Raw genomic sequence first — 14,822 nt, 5'->3', positions numbered from 1 at the left:
TGTTGCTGCGATAGGGCGTACCTATCTGCCGCTCAAACTTGCCCTGCCGTTCGCGCGGCGGGGCTTTTCTTTGTACCGGCCCATGCTGGCGATCTAATCCTTCACCCAGCCCCGCTTTGGCGGGCTTTTTCATGCGCAGGAGGCGCCGTGCAAGATCTATCCCCGTTTCGCAGCCTTGATTTCTGGATCGCGGTCATCGTCGCGCTCATCGTCAAGATCAGGACAACCAGACAGCTCAGTCCGGCCAAGGTCATGGTGACGATGATTGTCGGCATCGGCGCGGCCGGGGTCAGCGCGGATTATGCTGCGCAGGTGTTCGGCGTGCCGCTGCCCATCGCTGCCGCCATTGTGACCCTGACGGCAGAGGGCGCGATGCGCTGGCTGCTGATCGGGATCAACGACCCCAAGCAGATCATCGAGCTTTGGCGCCTCTGGCGCAAACCCTGAGGATGCGCAGGTCATCGGTGGCCGGTTCATTCCAGATTTTCGCCGCCAGATCGTCCAGCGCTTCCTGCGTGAGGCCCGTGCGCGCGATGTAGGCAGAGAGTTCGGCACGCAAGTTTCGGCTGCGTTCCATGGGAGCTAATTCCTCCTGATCAATCACTAACAACTGGCGCGTGTATAGGGGCCATCCCTCAATCAACGCAACCCGGAAACCACCCGCCCGCCTCGCGCGGGCTTTTTCATGGAGCAACACATGGCAGACGAAAACATCCGGTCTATTCAGACCGGGCTGGCAGGGGTTGGCTATTCGCCGGGCCCCATCGACGGAATCGACGGCCCGCGCACGCGCGCCACGGCTGTGCGCTGGGGGCAGGGCGCGCCGGTCGCCGCGCGGGACGTCGCGCCGGTCACCACCTCGATGATCTATCAGGGCAGCGCGCGGTATCCGGCGCGCGAGATCATCGTGCATTGCAGCGCTACTCGCCCCGACTGGATGGACGGCGACGGTATCGACGCGCAGGTGGCCGAGATCCGGCGCTGGCACCGGGCAAACGGCTGGCGAGACATCGGCTATCACTGGGTGCTGGGCCGATCCGGTGAGCTGCGCGCAGGCCGACGCGAAACCGAAATTGGCGCGCATGTGGTGGGGCGGAACAATGGCACCATCGGCATTTGCCTGATCGGCGGTTTCGGCTCGGCCGAGACGGATCGGCCCGAGGTCCATTTCACCGATCGTCAGCTGGTGCAGCTGCGCAATCAGATCGAGGCCATCTCGATGCGCACCCAGATCACCACCGTTTCCGGGCACAACCAGTATGCCGCCAAGGCGTGCCCGGGCTTTCACGTTCCCACCTGGTTCAAAGGAGCCTGATCATGCAAGACATTCTGACCGCGCTGATGCAGGCGCTGCTGCCGCACGCGCTCGAAATCCTCGGGGCGGTGCTGACCGTACTCATCGGCTGGGCGGCAGATGCTGCCAGGCGCAACTGGGGCATCCAGATCGAGGCCAAGCACCGCGAGGCGCTGCAATCTGCGCTGCTGACCGGGGCCCGCATGGCGATCCAGCGCGGGCTGAGCGGGCATGTCGCGGCCGAGGCGGCGGTGGGCTACGCGCAGTCCAGCGTGCCGGCTGCAATCAGGGCGTTGAAGCCTGCGCCGGAGGTCATTACCAATCTGGCACGGGCCAAGCTGGTCGAGGCGGCAGGTTGAAGCGCCGCCGCTGGCCGCTGCGGCGTGGGTTCAGGTGGTGGCCGTTGGCGATTCGCCATGACCGGGGCAGTGTTGCGGAACCTCTTTGGCCGTTGTTGACAGCTTGCGCTCTCCGTTTGTTCGGTCGGGCGCGTTTTGTTTTGGTGTTGCGCTAGCCATGATTAACAGCCCGGTGCTTGCAAATGTGCTGGAACTCAATTGAATGGCTCAAAAGATATGCTTCAGATTGTTTGGTGCGGAAAAGAGGTCCGCACCAAGCATGTATTCTGATTTTCTCAAGGATTAGCCGCGACCGAGGTCGCTGAGTACAATGTGACCACGTTGTGTCATGCAGCGGTCAATGATCCGCCGCGGACCGCCGACAGCCAGTTCGGTATCAGTGGCGGCCATTCCTGCAGCTGCACCTTGGGCAGCACCAGCAGCTGCCCAGTTGCTGTTGTCACCAATTGCCGCACCTGCAATGGCACCAATCAAGATGCCGGCCATCATCTTCTGACCCATCTCCTTTTCCTGTCTAGCCTGATATTCGGCTTCAGCTTTTTTTGCGATGCTGTAGCAGGCTTGCAGGTCACTCTCGTAGCGTCGCGACGCTGATGTGGATGGATCCGTCACGGGACGATACTCCTCGAGCGGCTGGACGCACGCAGAAAGCAGGCTGCACAAAGCGACTGCGGACAACGGTTTTCGCACAATAAACTCCAATCATGTGATTCTCGTGGTGCCATGGTTTTCGTGCAATCATGGCTTGTATGTGTTGCGCAAAGGTTGTCTTTATGTCGACGCGGGCCCCGGGGCTCAGTGCGGCCTGCGCCGGAGGTGCTGAGCAACTTGGCTAGGGCGAAGGTGGTGGCGCCATGGCCAAACTCTTGCCACATCCCCACGGTAAACGGCGACCATGAGACTGATCCGACAAACCATCCTCGTATCGGTAGCCGCCATGTGCGTTGCCGCCTACCTGACCCAGCAGCAGGCCGACAGCGCGCCCGGCAAGAGCGTGTCGATCCTGCGCGGCGGCGATGCTTGGAGCGGCAGTTCGTCCCGGGTGCGGCGCACCGTCGAGCCGAAGGCCTCGGAGCGGCATCCGGCCAGCGCTGGCGCGGTCCTTATCGACAATGTGACGCGCGTGCGGGACGGTGACACTATCGTCGTCGGCCTCATCCCGATCCGCATCGCCAACCTGGACTGCGCGGAACGGGGCACGTCTGCCGGTGACGCGGCCACTGCGCGGGTGCGCGATCTGGTCGCGGGCGCGCAGCTGACCTGCACGCTGGAGGGGCGCCGCTCCTATGACCGCGAAGTCGGGCTGTGTGCGCTGCCGGACGGGCGGGATCTGGGCGAGGTGCTGATCAGGGAGGGGGCCTGCGGACGGTGGCGGTGATGTGGTCGATTCGGGCGGCAAGCGGAAGTTCGCTGCGGGTGCAGCGCGGCCGAGGGATTTCAGCGTGAGCTGACATTCAGATGGGGCTAAAGCGGGATAGAGCGACCACCTAACGCAGGGAGGTTTGCCCCCGGGTGTGAACATTGCTAATCGTAGACTGGACATGTAGCCCCGCAGGACTCGGAAATGACACTCATTCTCGCAGGCCATATCTTCGAACCTGAGCAGGACTTTTGGGACGATACGCCCGTCGCAAACAGAGCCTACGTGAGAGCCGGAATTTTTATGCTGAGTGATAGCGCGATTTCAACTGATGGCGGCCGTCAAGCCCTCGATGAAAACTTTCCAAAAATCCGCTGCTTTCGCGTAATGATTAGGGAGCCACAGTTCTACCCGGATGGAGCCTTTCATTGCTACGGACCTGCGTCGAATGCTGGAAGTGTTGGTGTGGCTTTCGCGGGATCCACGTTGACCGCAAATGCTGTCTTTGAACGAGCTGCCGTATTACTGGAAGATTTGCGGGTAAGCTGCGAACGATCGCTTCTGGACGGTGCCCTGCAATACGTGCTGCAAACAAAAACCGTGCCGAACCCACTTACTGATCGAGCTTTCGTGACCACTTGGGGCGACGACACATTTACCCCTGCGGATCTGGCCGCAATTTCAATTCACGGAGCCGTTGTCGCTTGCTTGAATACGGTTATCGAAGACATCTTTGCGGCGAAGCAAAAGATCGCAACCTCAGCCGAACAATTTCGATCTTGGAGCGCCGATTTCGTTGCTGCGTCATGGTGCGCGCGCAGGTCGACCAGCCAATTACACCTTTTCAGACCGAATGAGGTTACAGGCACAGACGGTTTACTCAAGTTCCCCATTATCCATAAAGAGATTACAGCCGGCGAACTTGTCGTCCTGGGAATGCGAAACGAATTCGAAATCTCAGCACAGCAGTGCTTTGAACTCGCACGTAATAAAAAGATATCAACGTTGGACGCCATGCGCGGTTTCATGAACCGCTCCATAGAGCAGTACCGCACTTCCACTGGGCGTAAAGAGATCGGTTTGCCTGTCCGAGAGCTACGTCTTCCAGCTTAGATCATAGATGTACTTCCATAGAGCAACTGACAGAAATCTGCGTATATGCCCACTCACATATTTCGATGTGCTATTCGACCCGGTCTGTGTAAGTGGCGAAATGTCTGCGTCCGTAGCGACCGTCATGTTGCAGCGCTGCAATTACACTCATAGTATCCTTAAGACTGCATTCTCTCAATTGCTGCGGGGAAGGAGCATTCAAGCGAAAGTCCGGTTTGACGTGCCGCGCCGCCGCATTAGCGACACTGGGTACTTGGCGGCTTTGGGCCGAGCCACGCGACTTCATCATGTTGTGCCGAGGTTCAGCTTGTGAAGGTCGAGCCCAAATTCTGTCAGCCACCACTCCCGGTTTTCGGCATTGTCCGTCATCCTGCTTCCCGCTCGCTCTGTCGTTGTGTCGGAGATCATGGACATCGCAAAAGGGACCTTCGAAAGCCAACTGAACGTGGCTTGCAGTTCTTGCCAGGTAATGCTGCGCTTCCTTTTGTTGATTTCCCACATCAATGCCGCCGGTTGCTCATCGTATGCAGATGAAATGCCTACTAGGCCGTGGCAGACCCCATTCCGGATGCTTAGTGGCTCCTGAAGTTCCGTGCGAAGAGTCGAGGCCAGCAACGCGCGCAACGGTGCTTCAGGTCGCGTTGCAATCACAGCAGCCTCCCAAGCGTTCAGGACGGCAGCGATACCATAGGCCGACTTCGGAACGCATCCGCCGTGAATACGGGCGACTTCATCCCGCGCGGTCCGTTCGATCGCGGCCCAAAGCAGGAGGAGCGAACCTAGCGAGGCACTGATTTGCTCGTAGGTCACGTCGTTTGTCATTCGGTCCTCGAGTAGCGATAGGCTTAGCGCATGGCCCGGATGATGCGGTGAGAGAGATGCCGCCGCAAGCATCAATGACCGGTTTGGGTGTGGCTACGCCGCAGCAGCCGTCGACGCTGACCGGCGGCTAAGGGCCGAACGGGTAGATGCGGCGGCAAGAAAGGCTCGCCGCATGGCCGCTTCGAGCCCAATGCTACCGAGCGAGCAGTTGCAGAAATTCTGCATATTGCAAGACGCGCGGAAAATCGCCGTGTCAATAGTCATGAATTGTCGTAAACCCAAAGTGGCTTCCTATCGCCTCGTAAGATCTATCGACGGCAACAACAATGTCGCTCATGATGGTTTGCAAATCTTTGTCGAATAAAGACATGTCCATATCGCCTGCGTGGACAAAAGCATTGCGCGCCACGACCAGCGACTCAATAGAATCACTGAGTGTGACTTTCCGTCTCCTGTGAGGTTTCCGCATCGCGCCCACCAAATCCAACCGCGCATCAATCATCTTAAAGTTATCACCAATTACGCTTGGTCTCTGAAAGGAAAAGCACTCTGCGATTGCGCGTTCAATCTGCTTCTCGGCAGCAATCTGCTCGAGCTGGGCGTGGCTGAGACGCGCTTTTTTCAAGACGACCTCTCGCTTGTCTGCATAGCGCAGCACCGCCGTAAAGGTCGCTCGGTAGTATTCCTCCCACACAGCGATGATGAACGGAACCAAGAGGTTGTTTGACAGAAGGCGAGGGTTCATTTCGTCAAGGAAAGAAAGGGGACTCGGAGCGTCCCGCGCTGCGTCCCCTTCCAGTTTACGGCACGAAAGGTACCACCGAGCTTTCAACAGCGCGTTGTTAAACTTCCAGCGAGCAAGGTAGCAACCGGAGGATAATGGTGAAGGGGGCGGGTGTTCGGGTTGGAGGTAACGACTGGCCCCCTCGTCAGTCACAAAGGTTCCACCAAATATGTCTCGGACCATTTTGATGGTTTTGTTCTGATGCGTTAGATCCCAATAGCTTCTGGAAACACGAGTCCGAGTGCTGAGCTTTAGCGCGCCTTCGTCGTAGTAGATACTCAACTCAACCCCGGTCCAAGACTTGTATTCTGATGGGTCATGCCAGAAATAGCACCCGACTCGTTCGGGGATTTTGAAGCCGTCCTTGACCGACATATATCCAAGAAGCTCCACTACCTCTTTGAGGCGCTTTACGCTGGTTCCGGCAGGTAGTTTGTTTTCTGATTCATAGCTCATCCTCAAACCATATCGGGGTCCAACGCTGGCGCATAGATACCTCTCCCATTGGCGCCGCAGATCAAGCGTCTGCGGCGAAAGGCAGCTCTCTCCCGCATCAGCGAGATTCGGCCCGGGATTTTGCTGCACCAAGCCATGAACGGCCACTTCGGGGGCGCCGCACCGCCGCAAGAACCCGAGTTCGACCGCCCGCTTAGGGCCGTCACTCCACCACCACCAGATCCTCATTCCCCAGCGGTCGCTGCAACGCGCGCGCCTCGCTCCACGGCGCCCGCAACCAAGCGTGCCATTCACCCGGCTCCACGAGAATGACTGGCATGGCTTTGGGGTGGATCGGCGCCACCACCGCATTCGGATCGCAGGTCATGAAGCCGAACAGATCGTCGGTCGTCTGGCCGTCCTTGAGCTTCCGAAGGCTGGTCCATTCCGGCACCCAGATCCCGGCGAAAAATGCAGGGCGATCATCGGTCACCTCAAACCACGAATCTCCCGCGCCACGCCCACCGGGCTTCGGTTCCGCGAACCGATCAAACGGCACGAGACACCGATTTTCCGGCCCGAGCCACCGGCGCCAGTGCGGGCTGGTGCTGTTGCGCACATTGGTCACCCCGCGGTCGATCCCGCTGGGGCTGTGATACTGCGGCGGGGAGGGCAGGCCCCATCGCGCCCTGCGCAGGACGTGCCCGGCGTCCTCGGCCGTGATGATCGGGGCCATGCGGTCGGGGTAGATGTCCCCCGGCTCCAAGTTGCCAGCGCGGTTATCAAATTCTCTGAACAGCCGGCGCATCGCGTCAACCGCCGTCGTGGACGTGTAGAGATTGCACATGTCAGGCCCTCTCGTTGCGCCAGATCCATTTCACAACCTGCCTGACAGGGCGCCTGACAGTCAATGTCTGTAGCTCGCTCGCGCTGGGGACAGACCAGCGCAGGTCGATGTAGTCGGTGTGGCCGCATTTGGAGCACGGGAAAGGGCTGATATGCGCCTGGTGATCGCCGCCGACTACAGCCACCAGATCGGTCGCCCAAAAATGCGCCGTGCGGCGACAGAGTCCGCAGCGCATGGTCAGCAATTTTCCGGCGCGCGCAGCGTCGGAGATGCGGGGATTTCGGTGCGGGTTGGCTGACGGGGCGCGGGCGGGCATGGTGCTGGCTGGCAGTGCTGATTGAGAACACAATGAGAACATTTCGGTCACTCCTGTCAACACGACAGCGAGAAACGGTTTGCAGCGCTGCTATAACCCATTGAATCCTAAAGGGCAGCAAATCTAGCGGTTTGCAGAAAACCCCGTTTCACGTCATGGTTTCGATATGGTTTTGGGTACCGTAGGTCGGAAGTTCGAATCTTCTCGCCCCGACCATCTTGATCCTCTCTCAGCCTTTTTGCCCGTCTCTGTTTCAGGCGAGGGAGGCGTTGCCCGGAACGGCAACGCGCCTCGTTTACGCCGGTCACTTGACGCGCGGCGCGGGATCGGGAAGCGTGAGCGGATGTTTCCGATCCGTGACCATAACCCTTCGGGGCGTACCCCTTACATCACCTGGGCGCTGATCGCGGCCAATGTGGCGATTTTCGTCAGCTACTGGCTGGTGCTGCCCGATGGCGCGGCGCTGGACGGGTTTTTCTACCGCTACGGGCTGGTGCCAGCCGATCTGATACACGGGGGCCATTACGGCGGGCTGCTGACCGCGATGTTCCTGCACGGCGGCTGGGCCCATCTGCTGGGGAACATGCTGTTTCTTTGGATCTTCGGCGACAATCTGGAAGACCAGTTCGGCCATGCGGGTTTTCTGGGCTTCTATCTGGCCTGCGGCCTCGCTGCGGCTTTCGCGCAGGTGGCGGCTGAACCGTCTTCGCCCGTTCCCATGGTTGGCGCCTCGGGGGCGATTGCGGGCGTGATGGGGGGCTATCTGCTGCTGTTTCCGCGCGCGCGGGTCGATGTGCTGGTGATCTTCGTGATCTTCTTCCGCATCTTCGCCATTCCGGCCTGGGCGGTGCTGGGGATCTGGTTCGTGCTGCAACTGGTGTCGGGCATCAGCACGCCGACCGATATGGGCGGCGTTGCGTATTGGGCGCATGCGGGCGGTTTCGTGGCAGGCTTCGTGCTGACGCTTCTGGTGTGGCTGCGGCGCGGTGGCCCCGGCTTCTGGCGGCGGACCGAGGGACACCCGGCCCATCCGCCCGCCACTTACCGGCTGTCGCGCAGCCGGGTGCCGGTGGTCCCCCGGCGCGGCCGCTGATCACTCGCCGCGGATGATCTTGCGGAAGGGCTCGAACAGGGCCTCGTTGGCGCAGATGACAGAGCCGCTTTCGAGGATGTCCTGCCCCTCGCGGATGCCCGACATCAGGCCACCGGCCTCTTTCACCAGCAGAATACCGGCCGCAATGTCCCAGATCTTGTTGCCACGTTCCCAGAAGCCGTCGTAACGCCCTGCCGCAACCCAGGCGAGGTCGAGCGAGGCGGAGCCGAGCCGCCGCACCCCGGCGGTGGCGGGCATCAGGCGGGCGAGATCCTGGAACACGGCGGGCAGGCCGAGCTTTGCACCGAAAGGCACGCCGGTGGAAAACAGCGCCTCATGCATATGGCGACGGCCCGAGACGCGCAGACGCTTGTCGTTCATCCACGACCCTGCGCCTTTTTCGGCCCAGTAAAGCTCATCCTTCGCGGCGTCGAACACGACGGCCGAGGTGATCTCGCCCTTGTGTTCCAGCGCGATGGAGACCGCCCAGTGCGGGATGCCGTGCAGGAAGTTGGTGGTACCGTCCAGCGGATCGACGATCCAGCGGCGGGTCGGGTCTTGCCCGGCTTCCTCGCCGGTTTCCTCGCCCAGCCAGCCATATGTCGGGCGGGCACCCATCAGCTCTTCCTTGATGATGCGTTCCGCCTCGCGGTCGGCCTTCGACACGAAGTCGCCCGGACCCTTGGCCGAGACCTGAAGGTTTTCCACCTCGCGGAAGTCTTTCACAAGGCTGCGGCCGGCCTTGCGGGCCGCCTTGATCATCACGTTCAGGTTGGCGCTGCCTTGCATCGGCTTTCCTCGGTTCGTTCGGTCATGTCGGATGTTCAAGCCGGGGCTTCTAGACCGGAATGCACGCTTTGTGAAGGGGGCGGGGCATTGTCTTGCATCCGGCACCACCGGGGACAGATGTTATCAACCTGTCACGAAACCGTCATGTGGACATGGTTTGTCTCGGCGCGAAACGACCGTGCGCAGGACAGGGGGCGGTGATGAACGGCGAAGAGGATCTTCCGGGGCGTGACTGGCTGGCGGCAGAGCTGGCTGATACGCTGGACGAGGAATACGAGCTGGAGCTGGAAGATGTGGCAATTTCCGAGGAAATCGCCCGTATCTACAAGGAGAAGCACCCGAACGCGCTGGACCGTGTCACCTACATGCATGCGCTGATCCGGCTGCAATCGGAACTGATCAAGTTGCAGGACTGGGTGGTGCATTCCGGTGAAAAGGTCGTGGTGCTGTTCGAGGGGCGCGACTCGGCCGGGAAGGGGGGCGTCATCAAGCGCATCACCCAGCGGCTGAACCCGCGCGTGGTGCGCACCGTGGCGCTGCCCGCACCTACCGAACGCGAGCGCAGCCAGTGGTATTTCCAGCGCTATGTGCCGCATCTGCCGGCGGCCGGGGAAATCGTGCTGTTCGACCGCAGCTGGTATAACCGCGCCGGGGTTGAGCGGGTGATGGGGTTCGCCACCGAGGATCAGGTAGAAGAGTTCTTCCGTGACGTGCCGGAGTTTGAACGGATGCTGGTGCGTTCGGGTATCCGGCTGGTGAAATACTGGTTCTCGATCACTGACGAAGAACAGCAGTTCCGCTTTCTCATGCGCATCCACGATCCGATGAAACAATGGAAGCTCAGCCCGATGGACTTGCAATCGCGGGTGCGGTGGGAGCGTTATACCAAGGCCAAGGAACAGATGTTCGCCCGCACCAATATCGCGGAAGCGCCATGGTATATCGTGGAGGGCAATGACAAGAAGCGCGCGCGGCTGAACTGTATCGACCATTTCCTGAGCATGGTGCCCTATGGCCCTGTCCCGCACGAGGAAATCCATTTGCCGGATCGCGTGTTCAATCCGTCCTATGAACGGGCGGTGCTGCCGCCCGAGTTGTATGTGCCGTCGAAATACTGACGCTTACAGCAGGATGTCGCTGGCGCCGAGCGTGTCGACATTCAGCAGGCCGATACGGAAATCGGCGAGACCGTCGCCGTTGGTGTCGCCTTCAAGGATCTGACCGGCAAAGCGCAGCTCGCCCGCCGTGCCGCTGAAGCCCTGCGCGCCGATGAAGTCGAACGCGTCATTGGCGCGGGTGGTGGCATCGGCGTCGATGCCGCGCAGGTCGATCAGGTCACGCTGTGCGGTGCTGAAATCCGTCACGAGGTCGATGGCATCCGAGGCCATCGCCGCCTCGGCGGCGCTGCGCCAGACAAAAGTATCGGCACCGCCGCGTCCGGTCAGCTGGTCAAAGCCCAGTCCGCCGGTCAGCACGTTACGGCCATTGGTGCCGAACAGCGCATCATCCGCGCCCGAGCCGATGGCGTTCTCGATGCCGCGCAGGGTTTCAAAACGGTTGGCGCCGGTCTGGGTACGGCCTGCACCCAGATCGACAGTCACACCGCTGCCGCCCTGGGTGAAATCATCCGCGCGCGGCTCATAGCTGATGGTGTCACGACCCTTGCCGCCGACGAAAGTGTTCTGCCAGCCGACGGAGTGGAAAATGTCGTTGCCGGTGCCACCCAGATAGGTGCTCTGGAAGGTCGAGACGGCGAATGTGTCCCTGCCCGCGCCGCCCGAAACACGGTCGCCGCGGTCGGTGGCGAAGCTGCCGAAGCCGGTGCTGACATAAATATCGTTCCCCGCGCCGAGCGAGATCACATTGCCCTGTTCGATCCGGCTGATCACAGAATCGTCGCCTGCGCCGGCGAGCACGCGGTTCAGCCCGCCCAGATCATCGTCGCGGTCCAGAAGCACGCTGTCCTTGCCGCCGCCCATCACCAGCGTCAGCCGGGTGTTTTCGGGGGCAAAGCCCTGACGGAAGCTGTCGTCGCCATTGGTGAAACGGATCGTGCGGGCCATGGGGGATCTCCTTCTCTGATACGCTCACCCTGCCATGGCACGCCGGGCGCGGCTGTTCCCGAAGGAACAGGGTTCAGCCGCGTTGCAGCTTCACCGCCTCGGTGCGCCCCAGACGCAGGAAATGCGCCATGTAGGGCTGGGTCGCATCCTCGGTGCGGGTGGCAGCGTACAGCCGTTTCGATGGGTTCCCCGCCAGCGGGCGCAGCGCATAATCGGGATTGTCACGCACCCCGCGCAGCACCCAGTCGGGCAGCACGGAAACCCCGCGATTCGAGCCGACCAGCATCAGGATCACCGCCGTCAGTTCGGCCTGCCGGTGCCCGCGCGGCTCTACCTTGGCGGGGGTCAGCAATTCGGTGAACACATCCAGCTTGTCGCGGCTGACGGGGTAGGTGATCAGCATCTGATCGCGCAGATCCTCGGCACTGATCGCGGCCTTGCCCGCCAGCGGATTGGCGGAGGATGCAACCAGCGTGGGGTGATAGTCGAACAGCGGGTTGAACACCACGCCCGGCAGGTCGGTCGGGTTCGAGGTGATGACCAGATCGACTTCCTCGCGGTCGAGCGCGGGGAAGGCATCGAAGGCCAGGCCCGCGCGGATGTCCACATCCACATCGGGCCAGGCGTGGCGGAATTTCTCCAGCACCGGGAACAGCCAGTCGAAACAGGCGTGACATTCCAGCGTGATATGCAGCCGCCCGGTCTTGCCTGCACGCAAGGCGCGAAACTCGTCCTCCAGCGCCTCAACCTCGGGCAGCACCTTGTCGGCCAGCCGCAGCATGCGCTGCCCGGCGGCGGAAAGCTTCAGCGGTTTTGAACGGCGCACGAACAGTTCGACCCCCGCCTGCTCCTCCAGCCCCTTCACCTGATGGCTCAGGGCGGATTGAGTCATGTTCAGCATGTCGGCGGCGCGGGCCAGCCCGCCGCAATCATGGATGGCGCGGATGGTGCGCAGGTGGCGCAGCTCGAAATACATGAAGCGGCCTCATGTTGATCTTGAGAATTATGAATTTGTCTCACAGGCCGCTTTCCGGCACAAGGGACACACCGCAAACACGGAGCAGATCATGACGACCCCGCGCATCTCGTTCGAGTTCTTCCCGCCCCAGACGCTGGATGCGTCGTTCAAACTGTGGGAAACCGTGCAGATGCTGGCGCCGCTGCGTCCGACATTTGCCTCGGTCACCTACGGCGCGGGCGGCACCACCCGCAAGCTGACGCATGAGGCGGTCACCACCATCGGGCGCAACTATGGCCTGAACGTCGCGGCGCATCTGACCTGTGTGGAGGCGACCAAGGCCGAGACGCTGGAAATCGCGGCGGCCTATGCTGACGCCGGTGTGCGTGAAATCGTGGCGCTGCGCGGCGATGCGCCGAAGGGCGCGACCCGCTTCACCCCGCATCCTGAAGGCTTTGCCAACAGCGTGGAACTGATCGAGGCGCTGGCCGCCACCGGCAAATTCACCCTGCGCGTCGGCGCCTACCCCGAACCGCACCCCGATGCCGCCGATACGCTGGCCGATGTGCGCTGGCTGAAACGCAAGCTGGATGCCGGTGCAACCTCGGCCATCACCCAGTTCTTCTTCGAGGCCGAAACCTTCCTGCGCTTCCGCGATCTTTGCGCAAAGGAGGGCATCACCGCCCCGATCATCCCGGGCATCCTGCCGATCGAGAATTTCGCGGGCGTCAAGAAATTCGCGTCGCGCTGCGGGGCACAGGTGCCGCAGTGGCTCGATGATGCCTATGCCACCGCAAAACGCGATGGCCGCGAGGAGTTGCTGTCGGTCGCGCTGTGCACCGAACTGTGCGACGAACTGATTTCGGAAGGGGTGGAAGACCTGCACTTCTACACCCTGAACCGTCCGCATCTCACGCGTGATGTCTGTCACGCGCTGGGGATCTCTCCCGAGGTGGCGCTGGAAAAGGTGGCCTGACAGGCCCTTTCCGGCAAACCTGCGCCCGGTCCCTTGCGGCCCGGGCGTTTTTTTATGCAGGCACCCGGCGCGGGGCGGCGCGCGGGATCAGGCGCAAACCCAGCAGGGCGAGGATGGCGCCCATATAGATCAGCGGCTCGGCGGGCCAGGCCTTGACCAGCATGATGAAATGCAGCCCCGCCAACATGGCGGCGGGGTAGGTCAGCCAGTGCAGACGCTGCCAGGCGGCGGCGCCCATCCGGCGGATCGCGGCATTGTTCGAGGTGACGGCCAGTGGCAGCAGCATCAGGAAAGCCGCAAAGCCGACGATGATATAGGGCCGCTTCACCAGATCTGCGCCTATTTCCGACCAGCGGAATTGCAGGTCCAGCGTGATCCAGACCAGCAGATGCAGTGCCGCGTACACGAAGGCCAGCACGCCAATCTGGCGCCGGAATCGGATGAGGTTCAGCCCGGCAAATCGGCGCAGCGGTGTGATGCACAGCCCTGCCACGATCAGTTGCAGCGCAACCTCGCCGACGCGGTGCTCGATGGTCTTGACCGGATCGACGCCCAGATTTCCGGTGAATACATCAACGACCAGCAGCAACGCGGGCAGCGCCCCCAGGGTGTAGACCATCCAGGGGCGCACCGGCCGCAAGGCGCGGTGGATCGTATCGCGCAGCATCAGTAATCCCTCGCCAGATCCTGCCCCTTGTAAAGATCGGCCACCAGATCCCCGTAACCATTGAACTTTTGCGTATCGACCCTAGACGCGAACAGGCCCGCACCGATGCGGCGCTCGGACGCCTGCGACCAGCGCGGGTGATCCACCTCCGGGTTCACATTGGCATAGAAGCCGTATTCCTTCGGCTGAAGCGCGTTCCAGGTCGTGTAAGGCATTCTGTCGGTCAGTGTGATCTTCACCAGCGATTTCGCGGATTTGAAGCCGTATTTCCACGGCACCACCAGCCGGATCGGCGCGCCGTTCTGGTTCGGCATCGGCTCGCCATAGATCCCGGTCGCCAGCAGGGTCAGCGGGTGCATCGCCTCGTCCATACGCAGCCCCTCGCGGTAGGGCCAGTCCAGCAGACCGGCCTTGACCCCCGGCATTTCCTCGGGCCGGGCCAGCGAGGTGAACTGCACGAATTTCGCGCCGGGTTGCACGCCGACACGATCCAGCACATGCGAAAGCTGCACGCCGTTCCACGGGATGATCATCGACCACGCCTCGACACAGCGGAAGCGGTAGATGCGTTCCTCGACCGGCAGGCCCTTCAGCAGATCGCCAAGGTCGTAGCTGCCGGGGCGATCCACCAGCCCGTCAACCTCCACCGCCCAGGGGGAGGTGGTCAGCTTGCCCGCATGGGCGGCCGGGTCGGTCTTGTCGAAGCCGAATTCGTAAAAATTGTTGTATCCCGTGATGTCCTCAAGGCTGTTTGGCGCCTCGTCGGTGGAATAGGGGCCGGTCGCGGCCAGTGCGGGGCTGGCCGCCAGCGCCGCGCCCATGGTCATCATCAGCTGCCTGCGGTTCAGCCAGCCGGCCTTCGGGGTGACATCGGCCCAGCCGAGCCCGGAATTGTAGCGTTGCGCCATCGCGGTGCCTCCTGTCGCTTTTTCTATTCTACGGTCAG

General features: G+C 61.7%; 19 protein-coding genes. 9 read left to right on the top strand and 10 right to left on the bottom strand.

Annotated elements, in window-relative coordinates:
* The first annotated feature begins 147 nt into the window (after positions 1-147).
* Entirely contained in the window at positions 148-447 is a 300-nt protein-coding gene (locus C8N34_RS02710) for a hypothetical protein (RefSeq protein ID WP_108127373.1), read from the top strand.
* Here C8N34_RS02710 and C8N34_RS26160 read toward each other — a convergent pair.
* The gene (locus tag C8N34_RS26160; protein ID WP_158640447.1) at positions 413-577 is read right to left on the bottom strand and encodes a hypothetical protein; all 165 of its coding nucleotides are present in this window, start codon (positions 575-577) and stop codon (positions 413-415) included. The two genes, C8N34_RS02710 and C8N34_RS26160, sit on opposite strands and share 35 nt — an antisense overlap.
* Positions 578-697: 120 nt before the next feature.
* Between C8N34_RS26160 and C8N34_RS02705 the strand changes: the two genes are divergently transcribed.
* Both C8N34_RS02705 and C8N34_RS02700 read left to right on the top strand, forming a co-directional pair.
* Positions 698-1,315, top strand: coding sequence for a peptidoglycan recognition protein family protein (locus C8N34_RS02705; RefSeq protein ID WP_158640446.1), 618 nt, complete (start codon positions 698-700; stop codon positions 1,313-1,315).
* A 2-nt stretch (positions 1,316-1,317) separates the two neighbouring features.
* Entirely contained in the window at positions 1,318-1,653 is a 336-nt protein-coding gene (locus tag C8N34_RS02700) for a hypothetical protein (RefSeq protein ID WP_108127369.1), read from the top strand.
* Between the two features lie 282 nt (positions 1,654-1,935).
* Here the strand turns inward: C8N34_RS02700 and C8N34_RS02695 are convergent, their stop codons facing one another.
* Positions 1,936-2,265, bottom strand: coding sequence for a glycine zipper family protein (locus tag C8N34_RS02695; protein WP_242013754.1), 330 nt, complete (start codon positions 2,263-2,265; stop codon positions 1,936-1,938).
* A gap of 283 nt (positions 2,266-2,548) precedes the next feature.
* On the opposite strand from C8N34_RS02695, the gene C8N34_RS02690 reads away from it, so the two are divergent.
* Positions 2,549-3,031, top strand: coding sequence for a thermonuclease family protein (locus C8N34_RS02690; protein ID WP_145693516.1), 483 nt, complete (start codon positions 2,549-2,551; stop codon positions 3,029-3,031).
* A gap of 186 nt (positions 3,032-3,217) precedes the next feature.
* Positions 3,218-4,126 carry a hypothetical protein gene (locus C8N34_RS25880; RefSeq protein ID WP_145693515.1) on the top strand — a complete coding sequence of 303 codons (909 nt, stop codon included), beginning with the start codon at positions 3,218-3,220 and terminating at the stop codon, positions 4,124-4,126.
* A 285-nt stretch (positions 4,127-4,411) separates the two neighbouring features.
* Here the strand turns inward: C8N34_RS25880 and C8N34_RS02685 are convergent, their stop codons facing one another.
* From C8N34_RS02685 to C8N34_RS02675, 3 genes are all read right to left on the bottom strand, one after another.
* On the bottom strand, positions 4,412-4,948 hold the full coding sequence (locus tag C8N34_RS02685; RefSeq protein ID WP_108127364.1) for a hypothetical protein: 537 nt from the start codon (positions 4,946-4,948) through the stop codon (positions 4,412-4,414).
* Positions 4,949-5,201: 253 nt separating this feature from the next.
* A complete protein-coding gene (locus C8N34_RS25875) occupies positions 5,202-6,188 on the bottom strand; it encodes a hypothetical protein (protein WP_145693514.1) in 987 nt (328 codons plus the stop codon).
* Positions 6,189-6,390: 202 nt separating this feature from the next.
* Positions 6,391-7,014, bottom strand: coding sequence for an SOS response-associated peptidase (locus C8N34_RS02675; RefSeq protein ID WP_108127361.1), 624 nt, complete (start codon positions 7,012-7,014; stop codon positions 6,391-6,393).
* Positions 7,015-7,165: 151 nt separating this feature from the next.
* Between C8N34_RS02675 and C8N34_RS26155 the strand changes: the two genes are divergently transcribed.
* Both C8N34_RS26155 and C8N34_RS02670 read left to right on the top strand, forming a co-directional pair.
* On the top strand, positions 7,166-7,312 hold the full coding sequence (locus C8N34_RS26155; protein ID WP_158640445.1) for a hypothetical protein: 147 nt from the start codon (positions 7,166-7,168) through the stop codon (positions 7,310-7,312).
* A 361-nt stretch (positions 7,313-7,673) separates the two neighbouring features.
* Positions 7,674-8,423, top strand: coding sequence for a rhomboid family intramembrane serine protease (locus tag C8N34_RS02670; protein WP_108127359.1), 750 nt, complete (start codon positions 7,674-7,676; stop codon positions 8,421-8,423).
* Here the strand turns inward: C8N34_RS02670 and C8N34_RS02665 are convergent, their stop codons facing one another.
* Positions 8,424-9,212: an inositol monophosphatase family protein gene (locus tag C8N34_RS02665; protein WP_054304539.1), complete on the bottom strand. Its 789-nt coding sequence runs from the start codon at positions 9,210-9,212 to the stop codon at positions 8,424-8,426. It abuts the gene before it with no gap.
* Positions 9,213-9,412: 200 nt separating this feature from the next.
* Between C8N34_RS02665 and ppk2 the strand changes: the two genes are divergently transcribed.
* Positions 9,413-10,330: a polyphosphate kinase 2 gene (gene ppk2, locus C8N34_RS02660; RefSeq protein WP_054304538.1), complete on the top strand. Its 918-nt coding sequence runs from the start codon at positions 9,413-9,415 to the stop codon at positions 10,328-10,330.
* A gap of 3 nt (positions 10,331-10,333) precedes the next feature.
* On the opposite strand, the gene C8N34_RS02655 is transcribed toward ppk2, so the two are convergent.
* Together C8N34_RS02655 and C8N34_RS02650 are read right to left on the bottom strand one after the other, a co-directional pair.
* On the bottom strand, positions 10,334-11,275 hold the full coding sequence (locus C8N34_RS02655) for a calcium-binding protein (RefSeq protein WP_108127357.1): 942 nt from the start codon (positions 11,273-11,275) through the stop codon (positions 10,334-10,336).
* A gap of 73 nt (positions 11,276-11,348) precedes the next feature.
* A complete protein-coding gene (locus tag C8N34_RS02650) occupies positions 11,349-12,251 on the bottom strand; it encodes a LysR family transcriptional regulator (RefSeq protein ID WP_054304536.1) in 903 nt (300 codons plus the stop codon).
* A gap of 91 nt (positions 12,252-12,342) precedes the next feature.
* Between C8N34_RS02650 and metF the strand changes: the two genes are divergently transcribed.
* Entirely contained in the window at positions 12,343-13,209 is an 867-nt protein-coding gene (gene metF / locus C8N34_RS02645; protein ID WP_054304630.1) for a methylenetetrahydrofolate reductase [NAD(P)H], read from the top strand.
* Positions 13,210-13,261: 52 nt separating this feature from the next.
* Here metF and msrQ read toward each other — a convergent pair whose 3' ends face one another.
* Positions 13,262-13,876, bottom strand: coding sequence for a protein-methionine-sulfoxide reductase heme-binding subunit MsrQ (msrQ, locus tag C8N34_RS02640; protein WP_108127355.1), 615 nt, complete (start codon positions 13,874-13,876; stop codon positions 13,262-13,264).
* Positions 13,876-14,784: a protein-methionine-sulfoxide reductase catalytic subunit MsrP gene (msrP, locus tag C8N34_RS02635; protein WP_054304534.1), complete on the bottom strand. Its 909-nt coding sequence runs from the start codon at positions 14,782-14,784 to the stop codon at positions 13,876-13,878. The genes msrQ and msrP overlap by 1 nt, the downstream gene beginning before the upstream one ends.
* Between the last annotated feature and the right edge of the window lie 38 nt (positions 14,785-14,822).

The organism is Gemmobacter caeni, from assembly GCF_003054195.1.
In the GTDB taxonomy this organism is placed as follows: domain Bacteria; phylum Pseudomonadota; class Alphaproteobacteria; order Rhodobacterales; family Rhodobacteraceae; genus Gemmobacter; species Gemmobacter caeni.
Note: the sequence above shows the minus strand (reverse complement) of the source record. Positions and strands in the feature narration are given on the sequence as shown.